The organism is Ruminococcus sp. (genome assembly GCF_019423705.1).
Taxonomy (GTDB): Bacteria; Bacillota; Clostridia; order Oscillospirales; family Ruminococcaceae; genus Hominimerdicola.
Window position 1 is genome coordinate 138,178 of record NZ_JAHZAX010000003.1, and the last position, 20,710, is coordinate 158,887.

The window sequence follows — 20,710 nt, forward strand, 5'->3', positions numbered from 1 at the left end:
TTAAAATGAAAAAGCTTTTAGCTTGCGCTCTTGCACTTACACTTACAAGTGCTATGTTCGCTTCTTGCGGAAGTTCTGATGATTCTTCATCAAAGGCTGATGCAAAAACTACTACAACTACAACAGCTGCCCCTGAGACAACTACAACTACAACCGCTGCCGCTGAGTCTGCCGCTGATTCCACAGCTACTGAGTCTGGCGCTGGCGATTCTTCTGACGCCGCTGTTGCTAAGGACATCTCTGAGATGCCTGAGACACTCGCTAACTATGCTGACGCTTCGCTCAAGTTCTCAACAGATAAGACCGCTGAAGATTACGGTCTTGCTTGTATGGCAGAGAATGATTTCGATGGCACAGACGAGTCCCATTGTGAATTCACAGTTGAGGAAGTTGCCGGCGTACCAATGATGAAGGTAACAGTTCTCGATCAGGACGATTACGGCGATTACAAGATCCCTAAGATCAGATTTGATATGTCTAAGCTCTTCGAGGGTCAGACAGAGGATCTTCCTAAGATCTTCACAGTTAAGATGGACGTTGTAACAAAGGCAGTTGGCAACTTCACAGCTGACGACGGCACAGAGTCACTTGTTCCTGGTAACTTTATGGGCGCTTTCGTTACACAGCCTGGCGCTGATGTTGACAATCTTGGTTGGAACCAGCTCTATGAGTTCGGTGAGGCTGAATGGACATCTGAGTGGGGTTCTTATGAGCTCGTTATGAGACCTGGCATCAAGCCAGCAGCTCAGTTCGTTGACGCAACATCTTCACAGTATCTCACACTTATGAGATGGAGCATTCCTAACGATGCTTGCTTCTACATCGCTGACATCAGATTTGAAGATGAGGACGGTAATGTTATCGCTCTCAAGAACTTCCAGTAAGCTCTTATCATTTGATGTACATATAGCCTGTACAGTATTTGCTGTACAGGCTTTTTTGTATGCAAAATTTACTATTTAAACTTCACAGACACTTCTGTGGAGATGTCAAGACTTTGCAGCTTGTCGCCTTTGAACTTTGCATAGAAGTCCTGCCCTTTCACCTGTCCGCTGACTGTGGTAACGCCTTTGTCATTCACCACCGCCGTACAGCCTTTTTGCGAGATAAGCTTGTCGATAGCAGCAGAGGTCAGCGTAACGGCGGAGCTTTCGGGGATATTGTCCCTGTCGGTCTCATAGCTCAGCCCCATAAATTCCAGCCTTGCGCTATTCCCCGAGCAACTTATCGCCATACCCTCAACAGTCTGCGGAGCGGAAAACTCCCATTGCCACATATCCGAACCGCCACGCTGTATATCCGCCGAATACTCCGTGCCGTCAACGGTTATGACCGCCTTGCCGCTGAAATTTTCGTCCACCTTCACAAGCTCCGTGTCCTTGCCCTTCTTTGCGCAGCCTGTGAACATTCCCAAACTCAGTGCAAGAATTGCTCCGCAGGCGGTCAGCTTCCCTATTGCAGCCCAAATCCTCATAGTTTTCCTCCGTTCGTTCCCTAAATTTCTAATATTAAAATTACTAATAAAAATTAAAAAGGACTTTCCTCAGTTGAAGAAAGTCCTTTTGTTGCCTTTAATAAGCCTGTCAGCCCTGTTTTCTGCCTGCGATATTTTCAAGAACGTACAGACTATCGGGCAGCGCCGCAAGAATATCCTGTGCGATAATTCCACGCTCAGAACGTTCAGACGCCGCAAGCTCCGCAGTATATCCAAGCAGGAATGACGCCAGCGCAGCCGCTTTGACAGGCTGAACGCCCTGTGCCGTCAAGCTCGCCGTTATGCCTGCCAGCATATCCCCCGAACCGCCCTTTGAAAGCGCAGTGTTGCCCTGATCGATGACATAGGCTTCACCGGTCGGGTCGATGGCAAAGGTCTCGGCGCTTTTGGCAAGAACTGTCACGCCGTATTTTTCCGCAAGTTTTTGTGCATAGCCGAACCTGTACGTCTTGATTTCCTGCACCGTCACGCCGCAAAGCCTTGCAAGCTCCCCCGGGTGAGGGGTCAATATAACAGGACTTTTTTTCTTCAACAGTACATCTATATTCGGGACAAGTGAATTTATTCCGTCGGCGTCAATAATCAGCGGAATTTCGGCATTTGCCACAAGCTTCGCCACAAGCTTTTCGGTCTCGGCGGTGTGGCCAAGTCCGCAGCCGACAAGCAGGCACTTCGCTCCCCTGCACTTTTCAAGGATAGTTTCGGCGTTGACAGAGGTCATAAAGCCGTCATCATCGGTTTTCATTGCGGCATAGGTACACTCCAAGATTTTTGATGAAAGGGAGTTCACAACGCTTTTTGCCGTGCAAAGCTCGAAAAGCCCTACTCCCGTGCGCATTGCCGAAAGTGCTGAAAGTCCTGCCGCACCGATATAGCGCTCCGAGCCGCATACGCTGACGACTTTGCCGAACGTGCCTTTATGTCCGTCACTTGGTCGCTTTGGGAGATAACCCGCCGCTGTGTGGATATCCAGCATTTGTATGTTTAACGACAACTTTTCTGAGCACTCCTTTGGAATGTTGATATCAGCAGTATGGCAATTGCCCACAAAATTTTTCGCAGGCGATACCGACATACCAAGCTTTTTCATATGGAAAGTTATGGTCTCGTCCGCCTTAAAGCTCAGCTCGTCCGCCTCGCCGTTGCGTGCATTTGTGCCCGAGGGCAGGTCGCAGGCAATCTTATAGGCTTTTGACTTTGCGCAGGCGGCGAAAATTAGCTTGACGTTATCACGAAGCGCCCCGTGGAAGCCCGTGCCGAAAATGCAGTCCACGATGATATCAGCGCTTGCTATCTTCTCGAGAGCCTGCTCCCTGTCGCTTATGACTGGCACGGCTTTGTCAAGATTTTTATACGCCGCCGACGAAAGATCGGTGTCAGGCTCGCCGCAGCAGAGGACTATCTCAGTAGCAATGCCCTGCTCAAAAAGCCGCTGCGCCGCAACAAGTCCGTCGCCGCCATTGTTGCCCTTACCCACAAGCAGGACGATCTTTACATTATCGCCAAATTTTTTCGCCGCCGTTTGTATCGTGTCGGCAAGCTTTGCCCCTGCGTTATCCATAAGCGCACCGAGGCTAACGCCGTAATTTTCGGCATCGTGCTCGCAAAAAGTCATTTGTTCAACTGTCAATAATCTCATTTTTTACACCTCGCTGTCTGTTTTGTATGCGATCACTACCGCTGTAGCGATATCCTTTATATGGGATAATGAAACAGAAAAAGTCAGCCCACGCTCCTTTGCTATGCGCAAAGCGTTGCCCGTCAGCTCAAGATACGGGCAGCCGTTTTCATCACGCAGGCAGCTGACCTCATTTAGCCCAAAGCCCTCCACACCTGTCGAAAGCGCCTTGCCGAAGCTTTCCTTTGCCGCCCAGTTTGCCGCCATTGACTCGTAGGGGTTCTTTTTCTGTGAAAAAAGGGTCAGCTCCTTTTCGGAGTAAACCCTTTCGCAGAAACGTCGGCTCTGACAGCTTTTTTTGATCCGTTCGATCTCTATGATATCCGTTCCGACAAATATTTTCATTTTTATTTCCTCAGCGTTCTTGGAAGTGCAGGCTTGATAAGTGCGAGCATATCCTCATCGGGGGTGAAGATCACCGTTGTTTCGCCAAAATTCTTGTGGTTGAAGCTGATATAATAGTCCGTCAGCTCGCTGTTGCAGGCGCAGGCAAGCACCTGTGTTCTGCCGTCCTCCACCTCGAAATTGTCGTCCGCAACGCCAAAATCTGTTGCTGCGCCACATCTGAACGTGATAAGGCGCTTTCTTGAACGCTGCGCCGTGATCTTGTCAACGTCGATCTCGCCATTGGTAAAAATATACTCATACTCAACATCGAGCTTCGTTATAAGATAATATCCGCCGTAAAGCGCAGCCGCCGCAAGAAAAATTCCGATCACGGAAAACTGCGTTCCGAATGGGAAAATAAAGCAAAGCGCAGCCAGCGCAACGCTGCCGATCATTATGAAAATTTTCTGAAGCTTGTCATTTTGTGTTGGAAGTTTGCGAACTATCTGTTCCTTAAAGCTGTCCATTATTTATCCTCCGTTGATTTTTTACTATTACTATTTATTATTCCACCGCACCCAGCAACTCTTTCATCACCCAGCCGCTCTGATCGTCATACTTGACATACACCCATATATTGCCGTCGCCGTCAAGCTTTTCGCCATAGCCTTCGATCTTTTTCTCGTTCGGTATCTTCATTATGACATCGTATTTTTGCGATGGACCATAGCGCAGATTGAGATATGTAGTATCCGACTTGACGAGAAATGGTATCGAATCTGGGTACTTGTTTTCGTCCGCCAATGGGTTGAGGGCGTCCTTTTTGAACTTTGTGGTGGTGATCTTTTTTGTGGTGGTGGCCGCCGTTGTTGTGGTGGTCGTGGTGGTGGTTCGCTTTGTTGCCGTTGCGATTATGTCCTGATCGTAGCCGTCGTCAATGCTCACGTCGGGGTTTTCCAGCGTGCCCGCCGTCACCGAAGAGGTGGTGGTGTAGCCCTCGTAATCCTCGTCGTCCTCATCATACTTGCCGTTTTGCGTGGCAGTTTTCGTGGTCTCGATAAGACGCTGCTCAGTTGTCGCCCTTGTGGTGGTGGTATCCGCCACGGAGCTTTCCGCCGAAAATGCGCAAGATACCATTCCTGCCGTCAGCAGAGCCGCCGCAGCCGCAGCCAAAATCTTTTTAAGTATGCTTTGTATACTTTGCATATAATTTATCATTCCTCTTGATTTTTACACAATTTGCATTTTATTCCTTGATATCCAGCAGGCGCATAGCGTTGAGCCCCAGTATTTTTTCTTTATCGCTCTCAGATATGCCGCTGAGTTTCAGTATTTTTTCCTTGATAAGGTAGGAACTATCCCAAGGACAATCGCTTGCGAAGAGTATTCTGTCGGCGCCGTGCTTTTGGATAATAAGCTGCATTAGATCGTCTGGACATTCGGTCGTAAAAGCCGTGTCGAAATAGACCTCGCCGTCAACGCCTGCAAGAATGTCGAGCACTTCCTGCCACATCATATTCGCCCCAAGGTGAGCCAGCACCACTTTGAGCTTCGGGTGCTTCTTTATCATTTTCAGCGCTCTTTCGGGGGTTGAATGGATAAGGTCAGGGGAAACGCAGTCATAGCCAGAATGAAATATGACGGGCAGACCTGTCTGCTCGACAGCGTCATAAACGCTGTCCATTTTCTCATCATCTATCATAAAGCCTTGATAATCGGGGTGAAGCTTTATGCCGTGAAGTCCCAGCTTTTTTATCCTCTCCAGCTCGCTTTCGATATCCTCAGCGTCGGGGTGGATACTGCCGAAGCTGATAAATCTTCCGCCGTCCTGCTCCGCCGCCCAGTCGTTTATGACAGTCTGCTGAGTTGGCTTTGTGGCGATAGAAAGCAGCACGCCCTTGTCAACGCCCCATTCGTCGAAGCGCTTGATGGTCTCTTCCGTGAGGCCTCTTGTGAAAGGCGTTATGCCGCTGACCTGCTCCAGCTTGCCGACGGCTTTTTCTGCTATCTTTGGATTGAAAGCGTGAACGTGAAAATCAATAACCATTAAAATACATCTCTTTCCGATAATCTTTCAAGTCTATTTTACCACATTCTGCGCCGATTTTCAACACAATGGGCTAAATTTCACACCATTTTCACGTTGCAAAGCGCTGCTAATATCGTCCTAGTCCCATTCTTTCCACACATCGGGGCAATAACCCACCGTGGCTTTCTTGCCATTTCGCACGATAGGCGCCGCAAAAAGTTCAGGGTATTCAAGCAGCTTTTCGATCTTTTCATCACGGCTGCCGAGATATTTTATAAGCATTGCCTGCTCGCCCTTTGCTTTTGGGTCGATAAGCTTTTCGATATCCCCAACCGCCGCAAGGACTGAATTAAGCTCTCCCCTGCTGAGACCCTTTGTGGGCAGGTCAACAGACTGGAACTTGACCCCACGCTCTTTGAAATACCGCTCCGCTTTTTTAGTATCAAAGGACTTTGACTTGCCGAATATTTGTATATTCATACCAAAAACTCTCCGTTCTTACATTCAAGGACGATAGTGAACGGGCCGTCGTTAACAAGCGATACCGCCATATCTGCGCCGAAAACGCCCTTTTCGACCTTGCCCGATATCTTCTCCTCGCACACCTTGCAGAAATACTCGTAAAGCCTGTTTGCTTCATCGGGCTTGCCTGCATAGATGAATGACGGGCGGTTGCCGTGGTGACAATCCGCATAAAGTGTGAACTGCGAAACGCAAAGGATATCGCCGCCAACGTCGTTGATCGACAGATTTGTCTTGCCGTTTTCGTCGGCGAAAATCCTCAGCTTTGATATCTTGTCCGCAAGCTTAATACAGTCGGCCTCGGTGTCCTCTTGGCCAACGCCGAAAAGTATCATATAACCCTTGTCGATCTCCCCCGTGATATTGCCCTCGACCTCCACCTTTGCGTGGGTAACTCTCTGAATTACTGCTTTCATATGCTGTTCCTTTCGATAAATTTTTTAGCCGATCTCGATAGTGTAGCTGTAATCGAATGTGCTTCCAGCTCCAAGCTTAACAGCATGGGGCTTCTTTTCGATATCCTCGAAAGCGTCGTCCTCATAAACAGGCACGCTCGTCCAAGGCTCAAGGCAGATAAACTGCGCTCTTTCATCACCTGTTGAAGTCCAAACCGCAATGCACTCAGACTGAGGATAAGACAGCTTTACATATCCGCCGTCTGACTTTTTAAGGGTAACGGCCTTTGAATTCGGCTTGTCCTTCATAATAACGTCAAAGTCGAACTGCGCTCTGTTAAGCGGCAAAGTTGTTTCGTTATCGAGGACAGTTCTGTCGCCATTTGGCGTTGGCTGGACGATCGTCTCAGGCTTTTCATATTCAACAACACACTTTCCGCCCTGAATATCGCAGATAAAGGCAGGGTGTCCGCCGAGGTAGAAATAAATATCCCTGCTGTCGGTGTTCTTGACAGAATTCTTGACTATGACCTTTTTGCCCTCGACTGTGTATGTAACAGTCAGCTCAAAGTGATATGGATACTGCGCAAGAGTTTCAGCGCTGTCCTTGAGGGTGAAGCTAATGGAATTATCTGTCTTGCCTGCGAACTCAAACTCGCTGTCCCTTGCAAAGCCGTGGTTAGCCTTGAGGTGATACTCCTTGCCGTCAGCCTTGTAAGTTCTGTCCTTTGGCGAGCAGATGAAAGGGAAAAGAATCGGCGCATAACGCTTCCAAGCGTCGCCGCATTGCCAAAGGTATTCCTTATCGTCCAGTTTGATAGAATGAAGCTCAGCGCCGAAAGTGTCGGCAGAAATGGAAACATTGCCCTTTTTTATCTCATATAACATAATGATGACCTCCAATGATCTCAGTTTTTACGACCGACAGAAAGCGTCCCGATCGGTCTGCATACATATTTATTATAGCATATATTTCGCATATTGTCAAAAAAAGTGCAGGTCGGAATGATCTGCACTTTTGGTGTTGAAAAATATAAACAGACATTAGTGGTCTAATTTTCAGCAGTTCGATATAAGTGGGGCGTCGAGGACGCCATCCAAGGGGACGTCGACGTCCCCTACAAATTCGTAAATACGTAGCTTTTTTGTAGGGGCGACCTGTGGTCGCCCGTTGATTTGCTGCTTTTGGGTCAATCTTCCGCCGCTGAATTTGCCGACTTATCCGCACTTTGCCCACGATATTCGGTTATGCCCGTGAGCACCGTGAAAGCCACCTGCTTTTGATACTCGGCGCTTTCAAGCTTTGCCGCTTCCTCGGGATTGGATAAAAAGCCGCACTCGATCATCACCGCAGGATTGTCGGTGTTGTTGAGCAGGTAAAGTTCGTCGCCGACGGGCTTTGTTTCACGCATATTGTCGGGCTGCAAAAGCGAAACGAACTGCTGCTGCATAACCCCTGCAAGGCGCTGACCCTCGGTGTTTTTCGCCGAATAAAACATCTGCGCACCGCTGTATTTGCTGTCGGTGAACTGGTTTTGGTGTATGGAAACGGAAATGCCCTCGGAATATTTCGAGAATATGGAAAGACGATTTTTCATATCTGACTTTTTCTGCTCGCCCAAGCCCTCCGTGCCTTTGTCGTATATCGAAACGTCGCTTTCACGGGTGCAAATGACGTCATATCCCAGCAGGCGCAGGCTATCACGCAGGCTTTCGGAAATGGCAAGATTGATACCCTTTTCCGCCGTGCCGTCCACCGAAACGCAGCCGCCGTCCATACCTCCGTGCCCTGGGTCGATGACCACGACGGGCTTCTCCATAGAAGTTCCAACCTTCGCCGCCGTCATAACCGCCTGTCCGCTTTCTCTGCCGTACCAGCATATCACCGCAAAAGCGCCTATGACCGCACAGCACAATAAACTCTGCAATCTTCTGAACATTATCCCAGCCTCCTTGTTTTTGAGAACAAACCTTGTCTCTTTGTACAAGTTATGCGGACAACATCATTTTTATTACTGCAAGCAAACCTAAACAACGCATTTACATTTTTTATCGCAAACTTTTTGACACAATCTCCCCTACGCAAGTTTATAAGCCATACTTTTTCTCCAGCCTGTCAAAAGCTTCCTCTGCTGGGGTGCAATTGCCCTCGGCTATATCCTGCCGGCTCTGCTTGAGCTTTTCATAAAATTCCGCCTTGTCTCTGACGATAACACGCTCAGGCGCAGGCAGCTTCACTTCAAATGGGATACCACCCACCAAATTGACCTGACAGAGGAACATATTCACCGCTTCCGAAATGGAAATTCCCAGCATACCAAGGGTGTTTTCAGCGTTTTCCTTAACATTTTCATTTACTCTGATATGCAGAGTTTCAGTTTTTGTGTTTGCCATATCAATCGCTCCTTTCAGATATTGTATCACGTTTCTAATACATTTATAACACATTTGCGTTAAAATGTCAAGAAAAAAGCCACACCCGAAAGTGCGGCTTTGAGATCCATAGTAAAATTATTGCAGATCGCCCCTGTTGAACTCGGAGAGCTGCAAGCCTTCGTTACGCTCAAGCGCCCAGCGGATATTCCATTCGCTGGTGAAAAGCAGCAGATAATTGTCTCTGAAATCCTTCACAAGCTTTGTGTCGCTGGAAAGCTTCAATGTCTTAGGGTCGATGTCCTTGTTGTCTATCCAACGAATGTATGAATATGACAGGCCTTCCTTGAAAAGCTCAACGTTATACTCATTCTTCATTCTGTACTCAAAAACTTCCAGCTGGAGCACGCCAACAACGCCGACGATAACTTCTTCCATACCGCTGTCCGGCTCGTGGAAAATCTGGATAGCACCTTCCTGTGCGATCTGCGTTGTGCCTTTGACGAACTGCTTTCTCTTGAGAGTGTCCTTCTGCCTTACTCGCATAAAGTGCTCGGGGGCGAATGTCGGTATCGACTCAAACTCGAACTTTTTCTTTGGCGAGCATATAGTATCGCCGATGGAGAAAATACCAGGGTCGAACACGCCGATGATATCACCTGCATATGCCTCGTCGATAATCTCTCTTTCCTGTGCCATTATCTGCTGGGGCTGGGAAAGTCTCAGCTTCTTGTTGCCTTGAACGTGGAGCACTTCCATATCCTTGTCAAACTTGCCCGAGCAAATTCTCAGGAACGTGATACGGTCTCTATGCGCCTTATTCATATTAGCCTGTATCTTGAACACAAATGCTGAAAACTCAGGGTCGAATGGGTCGATTATGCCCTCAGATGAATTTCTCGGCGTCGGCGATGTTGTCATTTCAAGGAAGTTTTCAAGGAACGGCTCAACGCCGAAATTTGTCAGCGCAGAACCAAAGAATACTGGTGAAAGCTCGCCCTTGCGGACTTTTTCGATGTCAAACTCATAGCTTGCGCCGTCAAGAAGCTCGATATCGTCGCAAAGTGTTGAATGAAGATCCTCGCCGATAAGGCTGTCAAGTGACGGGTCGGAAAGATCGACCTCTGTGGCTGCGACTTGGTGCTGTCCGCCGCTTGCTTCAAATGAAATGATGTGCTTCTTGTCACGATCGTAAACGCCCTTGAAATCCTTGCCCGAACCGATAGGCCAGTTGACAGGATATGTCTGAATACCCAGCTCAGACTCTATCTGCTCCATAAGATCGAAAGGATTTCTCGAATCTCTATCCATTTTGTTGACGAAAGTAAAGATCGGGATATGCCTCATAACGCAGACCTTGAAAAGCTTTCTCGTCTGATTCTCGACACCCTTTGAAGCGTCGATGACCATTACGGCAGAGTCCGCCGCCATAAGGGTACGATATGTGTCCTCGGAAAAGTCTTGGTGACCGGGGGTGTCGAGGATATTAATACAATAATTTTTGTACTGGAACTGCATAACAGAGGAAGTGACTGAAATACCTCTCTGCTTTTCGATCTCCATCCAGTCCGAAACAGCGTGGCGTGAATTTTTCTTGCCCTTTACTGCGCCTGCCTGGGCGATAGCTCCGCCGTAAAGCAGAAATTTCTCAGTAAGTGTGGTTTTACCCGCGTCAGGGTGCGAAATGATCGCAAATGTCCTGCGTCGTTTGATCTCGTCTTCCAGCTTGCCCAAATTGATTCCTCCATATATCCATATATTTGATTTGAATTTTTACTATTTATATGTTTACATACTCAATTAGTGTATCACAATATGCCAAAAGATACAATAGATATTTTATTAATTATGTCAGCTTTCTCTCCATTGACAATGGGACGGATATGTGTTATAATTATCTTGTAAACAAAATGTGTGTTTTATCGAAAAGATAAACAAATTATCACAAATTATCGAACAAAACCTTAAAGGAGGTCTGTATTATGAAAGAATTGCTTGAACTTATGAAAACACGCAGAAGCGTAAGAAAATATAAGCCCGATATGATACCGCAGGAAGTTATCGACCGTATCATCGCCGCAGGCACTTATTCGGCGACAGGCAGAAATATGCAGTCTCCTATCATCATAGCCGTTACAAACAAGGAAATGCGTGATAAGATCGCCGAGATGAACAGAAAGATCGGCGGCTGGGAAGAGGGTTTTGACCCGTTCTATGGCGCACCTGCAATGCTTATCGTGCTGGCAGATAAATCCTGCCCGACGTATCTTTATGACGGCAGCCTTGTTATGGGCAACCTTATGCTTGCCGCACATAACGAGGGAGTTGGAAGCTGCTGGATACATCGTGCAAAGGAAGAGTTCCAGTCTGACGAAGGCAAGGCTATCCTTGAATCTCTTGGCATTAAGGGCGATTACGAGGGTATCGGCCATTGCGCACTTGGCTATGCTGACGGCGATTATCCGAAGCCTCACGACAAGAAAGCCAACTGGGTATATTACATCAAATAATTTTTCACTCCTTTATCTTATAAAAACGCCGCACAAGGCTGCTATGCTTTGTGCGGCGTTCTATTTTTGCGCAAAATAAAACAGGCGAATGTGATATACATAGTCTTTTGAATATCGAGTTGTCCCAAACAAGTGGGACGTCGAGGACGCCGTCCCCTACACATAATTATATGTAGGGGCGAACAGCGTTCGCCCGTTACTTCTTTCGATAAACCAAGACAAACATATTGACATTTGCCTGCCTTTATTATTTGCGTTTTATTTTTTAGAATCAATGCTCGTCAACGTCAGAAAATTCGATTCCGACCTGCTTGCCCTCATATGTTGCTGAGTATTCAAAGGTCGTGCCTGTTACCTTTGCGTTGCCGTCATCGTCAACTTCAAGTGTACACTTTGGTAGCTTTTCGATATAAAGCTGCTTTGTCTCGCCCGGATAGTTGTTGTCATATATCTGCAAGATATACTTTCTGTGGCAATCCGAATCCTGGATAAGTCCGATAGCGTTTACTGTGTGCGTACCGTCAATAGTTGTAACGACCGGTATGCCAAGGCTGAGCTGGTTTTCAAGCTTTTCAAAGCCCTTGCTGTCGTTGTTGAGGTTGTATTCAGATGATGAATCGTCCCATTGCAGGGCGTTGAGCCTGTAAAGTGCCTTTGCGAACTCAGCGTCATTCTTTGAATAGCCGCCTGCTATCTTATCATAGCTGTTTGCGATATCAAGGTTGAGCAAATCGACCTTTTTCCAGCGGAGATTGCCACCCGAGATCTTTGTCGGGGTCTTTTTCCAGCCCTTGTTCTTGCTGTCATACTTGTAATCGTCATTGAGGGTCAGCACATTGCCGTCGCCTGAATAATCAAGATACTTTGTAACGTCCGCATAAGTGCCTGCGAACAGGTCGGAAGTAATCTTGCTGAGCGGCGTTCTGTTTTCATATTCCTTGCCGAAGTCTGTGCTGCTGATGTCATAGCCCTCAGCATTGACCTTGAGCTCGCTTGAATCGGAAGGCTTTATGCTGCCAAGCTTTGTCTTGACGTTGCCGAGATACCAGTCTCTTGCCATAATCGCCATACCGAAGTCAACGCTTGCGGCGGTGGTGGTTCTGAAATTCTTGAACGAGAAGCCGTTTACCTTTGGATCAAAGCCTGTGTTGTAAAGAGAATAACCTCTCACGTTGTCATCGGCGTTTGAATAGGAAACTATATCGTAATTAAGGGTGGTAACTATCTGCTTGTAAACGTCGTTAAGGGCGTTTGCGTCGGAGGCTGAATAATACTTTCCGCCTGTGGAATAAGCAAGCTCTTGCAGCCATTCTCTGTCAACTTCTCTGCCGAGGCCGACTGTGAGAATGATGATATTCTTATCGTCAGCGATCTTTGCCAGCGTTTCAACGCTTGAAGGATTGAACTCGTCCGACTCGCCGTCTGTGAGCATTACGATAATGTTTCTGTACTTGCCTGCGGAAGTTGCTTTGAACTCGTCCATACACTTTTTCAAAGCTGTTTGGCTGTGGGTTCCGTCAAATACCTCTGCATCGCTCTTGATCTTGGCAAGGGCTTCGCTGAGCTTTGAGCGGTCTGTGGTGAAATCCACCATTTTTGTGTAAGTTCCTGTGAACTTTGAAATGCCTATCTGATAGCTGTCCTCTAACTTGTCGATAAGGCTCTGCGCAAAGTCAAGTCGCTTGAAGTCAACGTCATTTTCAGATGAAGTCACGCATTGCTCCTTCGAATACATCGAACCCGAGTTATCAACAAGGAAAGCAATTCTTGTGGTTGCGTCGTCATTGACAGTTTTTTCAACGCCGACAACATAAGTGCCAAGCTCTGTCAAAGAAGCGGAAACTGTCTTTTTGCTCTTGTTGACCTTCGACTCCACCTTTGTGTAATTAGTCGAACGTGAATCGAATTTGAGAACTGTCAGATCGTCGAAAGAATAGCCCATTTTGCTGAGCTTGTCGCTGTCGATCTTGAAAGTCATAACAGCCGAGTTATATTTATAATCGGAATAAGCGTCATAAGCCTTTGTGACGATACTAGCGTTTGAAGAGATACCGAAGAGGTCAAGCTCCACAAGCGTTGCGCTTGCGGCATTTGCGTCGCCCTTGATCTCAAGTGTGCAGTCCCCAGCCTTTTTCTCAACAGTCAATATCCGCTGAGCGTCGTTAGTCTCACCGTCAGACTTTGGAAGCCTTGGGTTCGTGCCTGCCATAAGCTCATAGCCGTCAAGCAGTCCGTCGCCGTCGGTATCGGCGGAAAGCGGGTTAGTGCCAAGCTTTATCTCATCGCCGTCGCTTATGCCGTCGTTATCTGTATCTTCGCTTTGAAGATTTGTGCCGTTTCTTATCTCGTCGGCGTTCTTAATGCCGTCGCCGTCCCAGTCATGATCATCGGCAAACTCCGACTCCTTGAAAGTGGTGCTGATATCGAGCTTTGAAATAACAGATTTCGCCATAGCGATACGGTTATTCTCTCTTATCCTAAGTCCCACGATAACGCAGGCGGCAACAAGCACCACCAGCACTATGCAAAGCACCAGCAGAGTTATCTTCTTTTTTCGCTTGCCTCTGTTCATACTTTCGATAAAGGCATTAGTGTCAGCAAAATTTGACTTCATAGTTATTGATTATCCCCCGTATCTATCACATATATTACCTTCCTCATACTATTCCAGATGAACGTTTGGTGTTATAGCTTAAACGTTTAACCTGAAATTTTGATCCACAGTATGATATTAATATTTTAGCATATTCGCACCCTTTTTGCAAGTAAAAATCCACAAAATTATACACAAAATCAGCCCTGCTTTTTTGTGTTCCACACAGCGTTTCACACTAAATCATTTAACCAATATACATTTACTCTCTCTTTACGAAACCGATTAAGTCAATATAACACATAATCTGACATATTTCAGCAAATGTGCAAAAAAAATCTGAGCAGACGCATTTAAGCGCCTGTTCAGATTTTTGCATATCATTCAAGTTCTATGGTTTATTCTTCCACCTGTGTCTGATAGATAACGTTTATCTTGAATTCTCCGTCATAATCCACCTGAAGGATAGAATCAGGCTCCACCTCGTCAGCGATTATCTTCTTTGCGATAAGTGTTTCCACTTTACGCTGGATAAATCTCTTCAAAGGTCTTGCGCCGAAGTTCTGATCGTAGCCCTGATTTACGATGGCTTCCTTTGCGGCGTCTGTTACCTCGATACCAAGACGCTTGTCCTCAAGTCTCTTTGCAAGTTCGCCGATCATAAGATCAACGATCTTGTAGATCTCAGTTTTCATAAGGGGCTTGTAGTAGATTATCTCGTCAAGACGGTTGAGAAATTCCGGTCTGAACTGCTGTTTCAGCAGAGCGTCAACCTTGTCCCTTGCTTCCTGCGATATCTCGCCCTCGGGTGTGATGCCATCGAGGATATACGGCGAACCAAGGTTTGAGGTCAAGATTATGATAGTGTTCTTGAAGTCAACAGTTCTGCCCTGGGAATCGGTGATACGTCCGTCGTCAAGCACCTGCAAGAGGATATTGAAAACGTCCGGGTGCGCCTTTTCGATCTCGTCCAGCAGAACGACTGAATAAGGCTTCCTTCTGACAGCTTCCGTCAGCTGACCGCCTTCTTCATAGCCAACGTATCCCGGAGGCGCTCCAATCAGACGGCTTACGCTGAATTTCTCCATATACTCCGACATATCTATACGAACGATGTTGTTCTCGTCGTCAAAAAGCGCCTGCGCAAGAGTCTTTGCAAGCTCAGTTTTACCAACGCCTGTCGGGCCTAAGAACAGGAACGAACCTATCGGCTGGTTTGGATTTGCAATGCCTGCACGAGACCTCATAATGGCTTCTGATACCATTTCAACGGCTTCGTCCTGACCGATAACTCTTTCGTGGAGGATATCAGGCAGGTGGAGCAGCTTCTCACGCTCACCCTCCATAAGCTTTGCAACAGGGATACCCGTCCAGCGGCAGATTATCCTTGCTATCTCCTCTTCCGTTACCTTATCTCTAAGCAACGTGTTCTTCGTCTTTGACTGCTCGGCCTTAGCTTCTTCGTCAGCAAGCTTCTTCTGCAAATCGGCCATTTTGCCGTACTTGAGCTCGGCAAGCTTATTGAGATCGTACTCACGCTCTGCCCTCTCGATATCCTTTGAGCATTGCTCGATATCCTCACGGAGCTTCTGAACTTTCGAGATAGCGGACTTTTCGTTCTCCCACTTTGCCTTCATTTCGTTGAACTTCTCACGCATTTCCGAAAGCTCTTTCTGAACTTCGTGGAGGTGCTCAACGGCAAGCTTATCGTTCTCCTTTTTGAGCACGGTCTCCTCGATCTCGTGCTGGAGAATTTTACGTCTTATCTCGTCAAGTTCGGTCGGCATTGAATCCATTTCAGTTCTGATAAGTGCGCAAGCCTCGTCCACAAGGTCGATAGCCTTATCAGGCAAAAATCTGTCCGTGATATATCTATTTGAAAGGACAGCCGCCGCAATAAGCGCCTGATCCTGAATTTTTACGCCGTGGAAAACTTCGTATCTTTCTTTCAGTCCACGCAGTATAGAGATAGTGTCCTCGACAGTCGGCTCGTCAACCATTACAGGCTGGAAACGTCTTTCAAGGGCTGCGTCCTTTTCGATATACTGACGATACTCGTTAAGTGTCGTCGCACCGATACAATGAAGCTCGCCCCTTGCAAGCATTGGCTTGAGCAGGTTGCCTGCGTCCATTGCGCCGTCTGACTTTCCTGCGCCTACGATATTGTGAAGCTCATCAATGAACAGGATTATCCTGCCCTCTGACTTCTTTATCTCCTCAACGACCGCCTTGAACCTTTCCTCAAATTCGCCCCTGTACTTTGCGCCTGCGATAAGGGCACCCATATCAAGAGAGAACACCTGTCTGTCTTTCAGACTGTCAGGCACATCACCGCTGACGATACGCTGGGCAAGGCCTTCGGCAATGGCTGTTTTACCAACGCCAGGCTCACCGATAAGGCAAGGGTTGTTCTTGGTCTTTCTTGAAAGTATCCTTATAACGTTTCTTATCTCGCTGTCTCTGCCGATAACAGGGTCAAGCTTGTTCTGTCTTGCCAGCTCAACAAGGTCTTGACCGTACTTTTTCAGCACGTCATAGGTCTCCTCTGGGTTCTGGTTCGTTACCTGCGCATTGCCTCTTACCGACTGCAAAACTTTAAGAAACTTTGATTTATTAAGTCCAAAGGTCTTGAAAATTTCCTTCATCGCCTTGTTTGGGCTATCCATAATGCCCATAACAAGGTGCTCGACGGAAACATATTCGTCCTTCATTCGTGAAGCTTCCGACTCAGCCTCGGCAAAGGCTTTGTCAAGGTCGCTTGAAATATATACAGAGCCCTGCTCTCTTCCGCCGACAGTTACTTTCGGGATATCGTTCACCGCTCTTGTGAGCGCAGCCTCAACGCTTTCGGGAGATATATCCATTTTAACAAAAAGCTGCGGCACAAGGCCGTTTTCCTGTGAAAGCAGCGCCAGCATAAGGTGCTCCTGATCGACCGCCTGATTTGAATTTCTCGAGGCAATGCTCTGCGCTTCCTGCAAAGCTTCCAATGATTTCTGTGTCAATTTCTGTGCATTCATAAAATTACCTCCCTGCATAATCCATAAGCTATATTTGTCAGCCGACTATGAGCAATACACCCATGGTCGCCTGTTAAAGAATGACAACGCCCTTTTTCAGATAAGAGGTGTATACCTCCGACACCTTGCGAGCCGCAGTTTCAGGCTCATCGGCGTTATCAAAGTAAAGCTGAATACAGCTGTCCATACATTGAATATAGACGCCTATTGCATTAGCAATCTCCTCATCGGTCAGCTCCGACTGAGAAGGTGCATAAAAATCTCTTGTAAAGCGCCCCTCTGCTATTTCATAAGGCACGCCGTTTGTGAAAAGCTTGGCAAGATACTTGTGCTCGAGCGCTGCCCACAGTCTGAAAAATCCGTCCAGCATTGAGATGAGCTGTGCGCTCTGGGTTCTGAACGAAACTTTCAGCCTGCCCACCTTGCCGTGAAAATCTCTCGAAAGCTCGATACTGTATCTTATGGTAGGCTTGTATTTATATTTCAAAGGGCTCTTTATGGACATCATAGCGTCCGAAGGTTGATCGAGCAACTGAAATCTGCTGTCCATAAGCTCTTCTATCCTTGAGAATATCTCCCTCATTCGCTTCTCGGGGGTGAGAAGCTGAACGTGTTCAGCCAATATCTGATTTATAAGATTTGAACGGCTGGTGTTCAGCGTATAAGCCAGCCTGTCCACCGCCTCCACAACATCGTCCGCCAGCACAAGGCTATAAACGTTCTTGTTCATTTTTGTCCTCAGTCCTTTCCGCTTGTACTTTTACTTTCACTTTTCTTACTGTAACTTATTATACCACGTTTAAATAATTTGTCAATAGGATTATATAATTCTAATTACGAATCATATACATATACAAAGAAATTATTTTGACAAGACCCCAATTTGTGCACTTTGCAATATATTTTGACCTTATTTTGCCCTAAAAGGTGCAAAACTCGTAAAAGGGTCAACAAGACCAATATTTTTATACAAAAAGCCGCCGAGCCACGGGCGACCGCAGGTCGCCCCTACATTTGTCGGACTATAATTATCTTGAAAAATCCCCCACGATATGATATAATAGCATTACCAATGATAAAAAATTAAAAACACAAAAAGGCTGTGATAAAAATGCTCAAAGGCATAATTTTTGATATGGACGGGCTTATGGTGGATACCGAAAAGCTTCTGACAAGGTTTTGGGGCGAGGCCGCCGCTTTTTACGGCTTCAATATGACAAAGGAGCACGTTTTAGGCATACGCTCCCTTGCGGCAAAGTACGCAGAGCCACGTTTGAAAGGCATTTTCGGCGATGATTTTGATTATCAGAAAGTGCGCCGCAAGCGCATTGAGCTTATGAACGCATACATTGAAGCGAACGGTATCGAAAAGAAAAAAGGACTTGATGAGCTTCTTGATTATCTTGCTTCCACCGACTTGAAGCTTGCCGTTGCCACCGCAACCGATCTTCAGCGGACGAAAATGTATCTTTCGTCCATAAATATTTTTGACAGATTTGATAAGGTCATATGCGGCAATATGATAACGAACGGCAAGCCTGCGCCGGATATCTACCTTACCGCCGCAAAGGCTCTTGAACTTGCACCAAGGGAGTGCATAGCTCTTGAAGATTCGCCCAACGGCATACGCTCGGCTTATGACGCAGGGGCAATGCCTGTGATGGTACCCGATCTTTCCCAGCCCGATGAAGATACGAAAAAGCTGCTTTTCGCCTGCTGTGATGATCTTTCGCAGGTGATCGACGTTATAAAAAACTTGATGTGACCATCGCACATACAAATTTTCACAAACTAATACGGACTCCGTGATATCACTTTTATCACGAAGTCCATTTTTTATGTCTATGATTTTTCGCCCTAACTGTCAGCGTCCTCGCTTTCGGGAAGCTCCGCCGCAGTCGGCTTTGATGTTCTTTTTTCATTGCGATAATTCACTATCTCGCCAACCGTGCAGTATATCACCGAGAATACAGGCACGGCGATGAACATTCCGAATATGCCGAACATATTTCCGCCGATGGTGACGGCGAAAAGCGTCCACAGGGACGGCAGTCCCACAGAATTGCCCACGACTTTCGGATAGATGAAATTGCCCTCGATAGCCTGTATAATGAACATAAACACGAGGAAAAGTATCGCCTGCTTGAAGTTCGTCACGCAGATGAGCAGGAAGCCCACCACATAGCCGAGAAATGCGCCCACTATCGGGATAAGCGCCGTGCAGGCAACAAGTATGGCGATGAGTATGGCGTTCGGGAAGCGGAATATCGCCATTCCGACGCCGCACATCGTTCCGAGAATGATCGCTTCGGTGGTCTGTCCCACAAGGAAGTTGCCGAAGGTGTCAATGCTTCGTCTGCAAATGCGGCTTATGCGCCTTGTAATGCCCTCGTGGAGGAACGCCGTGCTGATGCGCTTGCATTGACTTTTGAGCTTTTCTTTTGCGGAAAGCATATAAACTGCAAAGCAAAGTCCCAAGAAGAAGTTTATTATGCCCGAGAAGAGGGAGCTTACAAAGCTTACAGTTGAATTCAGCGTGTTGAGTATGACAACGCCGTCTTTCAGCCAGCTTGTTATCTTCTTTATGATATCGTCAGCGTTAAGGTTCACACGCTCAAGCCAAGTGGATATCTCTGGGCTGTTGCGGAGCTTGTCTGAGACTGAGTTCACAAGCACGGGGATATCATCCGAAAGCTGCGAGAAAGTCTTGATAAGCGCCGGGATAATAAGCCAGCACACAAGCGCCACCACGCCGAGGCAAAGCAAAAACGTCAAAACGATCGAGCAAGGGCGCTTTAACTTTTCCACAGTGCCCTTGTATTTTCCCTTTTTCGGGGTCTTAAAAAGCCGTTTTTCAATGCCCGACATCGGCACATTGAGGATAAAGGCTATCACCGCACCGAATATGGCAGGCTTCAAGATCTTTATGCAGTAGCCGAGAACTTTCAGCAGCATTGCATAATTGGTCAGCCCCCAAAAAAGTGCCACGCCAAGTATGACCAGCAGGGCGTTTTCCTTGAATTTCTTTGTGAATTTCATTTTGTCTCCTTAAATGTTGGACATTACACAAAAGGCTGCACAGCCGATCGCCGTACAGCCCTTAGACTTTTTTAGAAATTAGTGTTAAGGCTCAAATATTCGCCGCTCTGATAAAGGAATACCAAATAAACTATCGAAGCGTAAAGCATTACCAGCGCAACGATGATAGAAGTCAGAGCCGCAAGGATATTCACCAGCGGAATGAAAGCCAGTACGGCGCAAACCACGATGATGATAAGGCAGGTCTTGTTTATGTTCCAAACCCTGTCGCCCTTAGCTGAAAGCGCCATATTGCCAGCATTGCCGAGAAGTCTTGCCGTTGTTGTGCAAACATAGAAAAGCACAAGTATCTGGAAAATATCATCCGCATAGGAAAGCACTTTTGCAAAAGCGCTGCCGCTTGAAACGAACACCTTGATAGCGCTTACGATAACGCTTGCGACTGTGAACACCAGCGCACTATGATAACCCTCATCGTCCTTTGAAGCTTCCATAATACCCATAATATTGAGTATGCAGGCAGCTATCGAACAGCCAAGGCCAAGGAATATGCCCAGCAGCGGTATGAACGCCAGCACAACGCCTACGATCGCTATTACCTTTGCCAAAAACACTTTCTTTATGCCGCTTGCAGCATTTGGATATCTTACCATTATGATTACCCCCATAAAAATGAAATGAAATCTTTCCCTCTATGATCTTCTATTATATTTCTGTTATTTATTATAT

General features: G+C 46.9%; 20 protein-coding genes. 3 read left to right on the top strand and 17 right to left on the bottom strand.

Annotated elements, in window-relative coordinates:
- Positions 1-5: 5 nt before the first annotated feature.
- Positions 6-884, top strand: a complete 879-nt coding sequence (locus tag QZ371_RS03570; protein ID WP_295209551.1) for a hypothetical protein — start codon at positions 6-8, stop codon at positions 882-884.
- Positions 885-955: 71 nt separating this feature from the next.
- Here QZ371_RS03570 and QZ371_RS03575 read toward each other — a convergent pair whose 3' ends face one another.
- The 12 genes from QZ371_RS03575 to QZ371_RS03630 form a co-directional block, all read right to left on the bottom strand.
- Complete coding sequence (locus QZ371_RS03575) at positions 956-1,474, bottom strand: hypothetical protein (RefSeq protein WP_295209554.1); 519 nt, start codon at positions 1,472-1,474, stop codon at positions 956-958.
- Between the two features lie 109 nt (positions 1,475-1,583).
- Entirely contained in the window at positions 1,584-3,134 is a 1,551-nt protein-coding gene (locus QZ371_RS03580; RefSeq protein WP_295209556.1) for an NAD(P)H-hydrate dehydratase, read from the bottom strand.
- A 3-nt stretch (positions 3,135-3,137) separates the two neighbouring features.
- Positions 3,138-3,518, bottom strand: a complete 381-nt coding sequence (acpS, locus tag QZ371_RS03585) for a holo-ACP synthase (RefSeq protein WP_295209559.1) — start codon at positions 3,516-3,518, stop codon at positions 3,138-3,140.
- Between the two features lie 2 nt (positions 3,519-3,520).
- Positions 3,521-4,027 (bottom strand): DUF6106 family protein, encoded by a 507-nt coding sequence (locus QZ371_RS03590; protein WP_295209561.1) that lies wholly within the window; start codon positions 4,025-4,027, stop codon positions 3,521-3,523.
- Positions 4,028-4,064: 37 nt separating this feature from the next.
- Positions 4,065-4,706, bottom strand: coding sequence for an SH3 domain-containing protein (locus tag QZ371_RS03595; protein WP_295209564.1), 642 nt, complete (start codon positions 4,704-4,706; stop codon positions 4,065-4,067).
- Positions 4,707-4,746: 40 nt separating this feature from the next.
- Positions 4,747-5,547 (bottom strand): amidohydrolase family protein, encoded by an 801-nt coding sequence (locus tag QZ371_RS03600; protein WP_295209566.1) that lies wholly within the window; start codon positions 5,545-5,547, stop codon positions 4,747-4,749.
- Positions 5,548-5,667: 120 nt separating this feature from the next.
- Entirely contained in the window at positions 5,668-6,009 is a 342-nt protein-coding gene (locus tag QZ371_RS03605) for an ArsC/Spx/MgsR family protein (RefSeq protein WP_295209569.1), read from the bottom strand.
- The gene (dtd, locus tag QZ371_RS03610; RefSeq protein WP_295209571.1) at positions 6,006-6,467 is read right to left on the bottom strand and encodes a D-aminoacyl-tRNA deacylase; all 462 of its coding nucleotides are present in this window, start codon (positions 6,465-6,467) and stop codon (positions 6,006-6,008) included. The genes QZ371_RS03605 and dtd overlap by 4 nt, the downstream gene beginning before the upstream one ends.
- Positions 6,468-6,491: 24 nt before the next feature.
- On the bottom strand, positions 6,492-7,334 hold the full coding sequence (locus tag QZ371_RS03615) for an aldose 1-epimerase family protein (protein ID WP_295209574.1): 843 nt from the start codon (positions 7,332-7,334) through the stop codon (positions 6,492-6,494).
- A 302-nt stretch (positions 7,335-7,636) separates the two neighbouring features.
- On the bottom strand, positions 7,637-8,386 hold the full coding sequence (locus QZ371_RS03620; RefSeq protein ID WP_295209577.1) for an N-acetylmuramoyl-L-alanine amidase: 750 nt from the start codon (positions 8,384-8,386) through the stop codon (positions 7,637-7,639).
- Positions 8,387-8,534: 148 nt separating this feature from the next.
- The gene (locus QZ371_RS03625; protein WP_295209580.1) at positions 8,535-8,840 is read right to left on the bottom strand and encodes a type II toxin-antitoxin system RelB/DinJ family antitoxin; all 306 of its coding nucleotides are present in this window, start codon (positions 8,838-8,840) and stop codon (positions 8,535-8,537) included.
- Between the two features lie 117 nt (positions 8,841-8,957).
- Entirely contained in the window at positions 8,958-10,553 is a 1,596-nt protein-coding gene (locus tag QZ371_RS03630; protein ID WP_295209584.1) for a peptide chain release factor 3, read from the bottom strand.
- Between the two features lie 248 nt (positions 10,554-10,801).
- Here QZ371_RS03630 and QZ371_RS03635 point away from each other — a divergent pair, with 248 nt between their 5' ends.
- Positions 10,802-11,329, top strand: a complete 528-nt coding sequence (locus tag QZ371_RS03635; protein WP_295209587.1) for a nitroreductase — start codon at positions 10,802-10,804, stop codon at positions 11,327-11,329.
- A 271-nt stretch (positions 11,330-11,600) separates the two neighbouring features.
- On the opposite strand, the gene QZ371_RS03640 is transcribed toward QZ371_RS03635, so the two are convergent.
- From QZ371_RS03640 to QZ371_RS03650, 3 genes are all read right to left on the bottom strand, one after another.
- Positions 11,601-13,943 carry a VWA domain-containing protein gene (locus QZ371_RS03640; protein WP_295209589.1) on the bottom strand — a complete coding sequence of 781 codons (2,343 nt, stop codon included), beginning with the start codon at positions 13,941-13,943 and terminating at the stop codon, positions 11,601-11,603.
- Positions 13,944-14,320: 377 nt separating this feature from the next.
- Positions 14,321-16,942, bottom strand: coding sequence for an ATP-dependent chaperone ClpB (clpB, locus tag QZ371_RS03645; protein WP_295209593.1), 2,622 nt, complete (start codon positions 16,940-16,942; stop codon positions 14,321-14,323).
- 73 nt (positions 16,943-17,015) lie between these two features.
- Positions 17,016-17,672 carry a hypothetical protein gene (locus QZ371_RS03650; protein ID WP_295209596.1) on the bottom strand — a complete coding sequence of 219 codons (657 nt, stop codon included), beginning with the start codon at positions 17,670-17,672 and terminating at the stop codon, positions 17,016-17,018.
- A gap of 381 nt (positions 17,673-18,053) precedes the next feature.
- Here QZ371_RS03650 and QZ371_RS03655 point away from each other — a divergent pair, with 381 nt between their 5' ends.
- Positions 18,054-18,707: an HAD family phosphatase gene (locus QZ371_RS03655; RefSeq protein ID WP_295209598.1), complete on the top strand. Its 654-nt coding sequence runs from the start codon at positions 18,054-18,056 to the stop codon at positions 18,705-18,707.
- 92 nt (positions 18,708-18,799) lie between these two features.
- On the opposite strand, the gene QZ371_RS03660 is transcribed toward QZ371_RS03655, so the two are convergent.
- Positions 18,800-19,981 carry an AI-2E family transporter gene (locus tag QZ371_RS03660; RefSeq protein WP_295209600.1) on the bottom strand — a complete coding sequence of 394 codons (1,182 nt, stop codon included), beginning with the start codon at positions 19,979-19,981 and terminating at the stop codon, positions 18,800-18,802.
- A 71-nt stretch (positions 19,982-20,052) separates the two neighbouring features.
- Entirely contained in the window at positions 20,053-20,634 is a 582-nt protein-coding gene (locus QZ371_RS03665) for a hypothetical protein (protein ID WP_295209604.1), read from the bottom strand.
- Between the last annotated feature and the right edge of the window lie 76 nt (positions 20,635-20,710).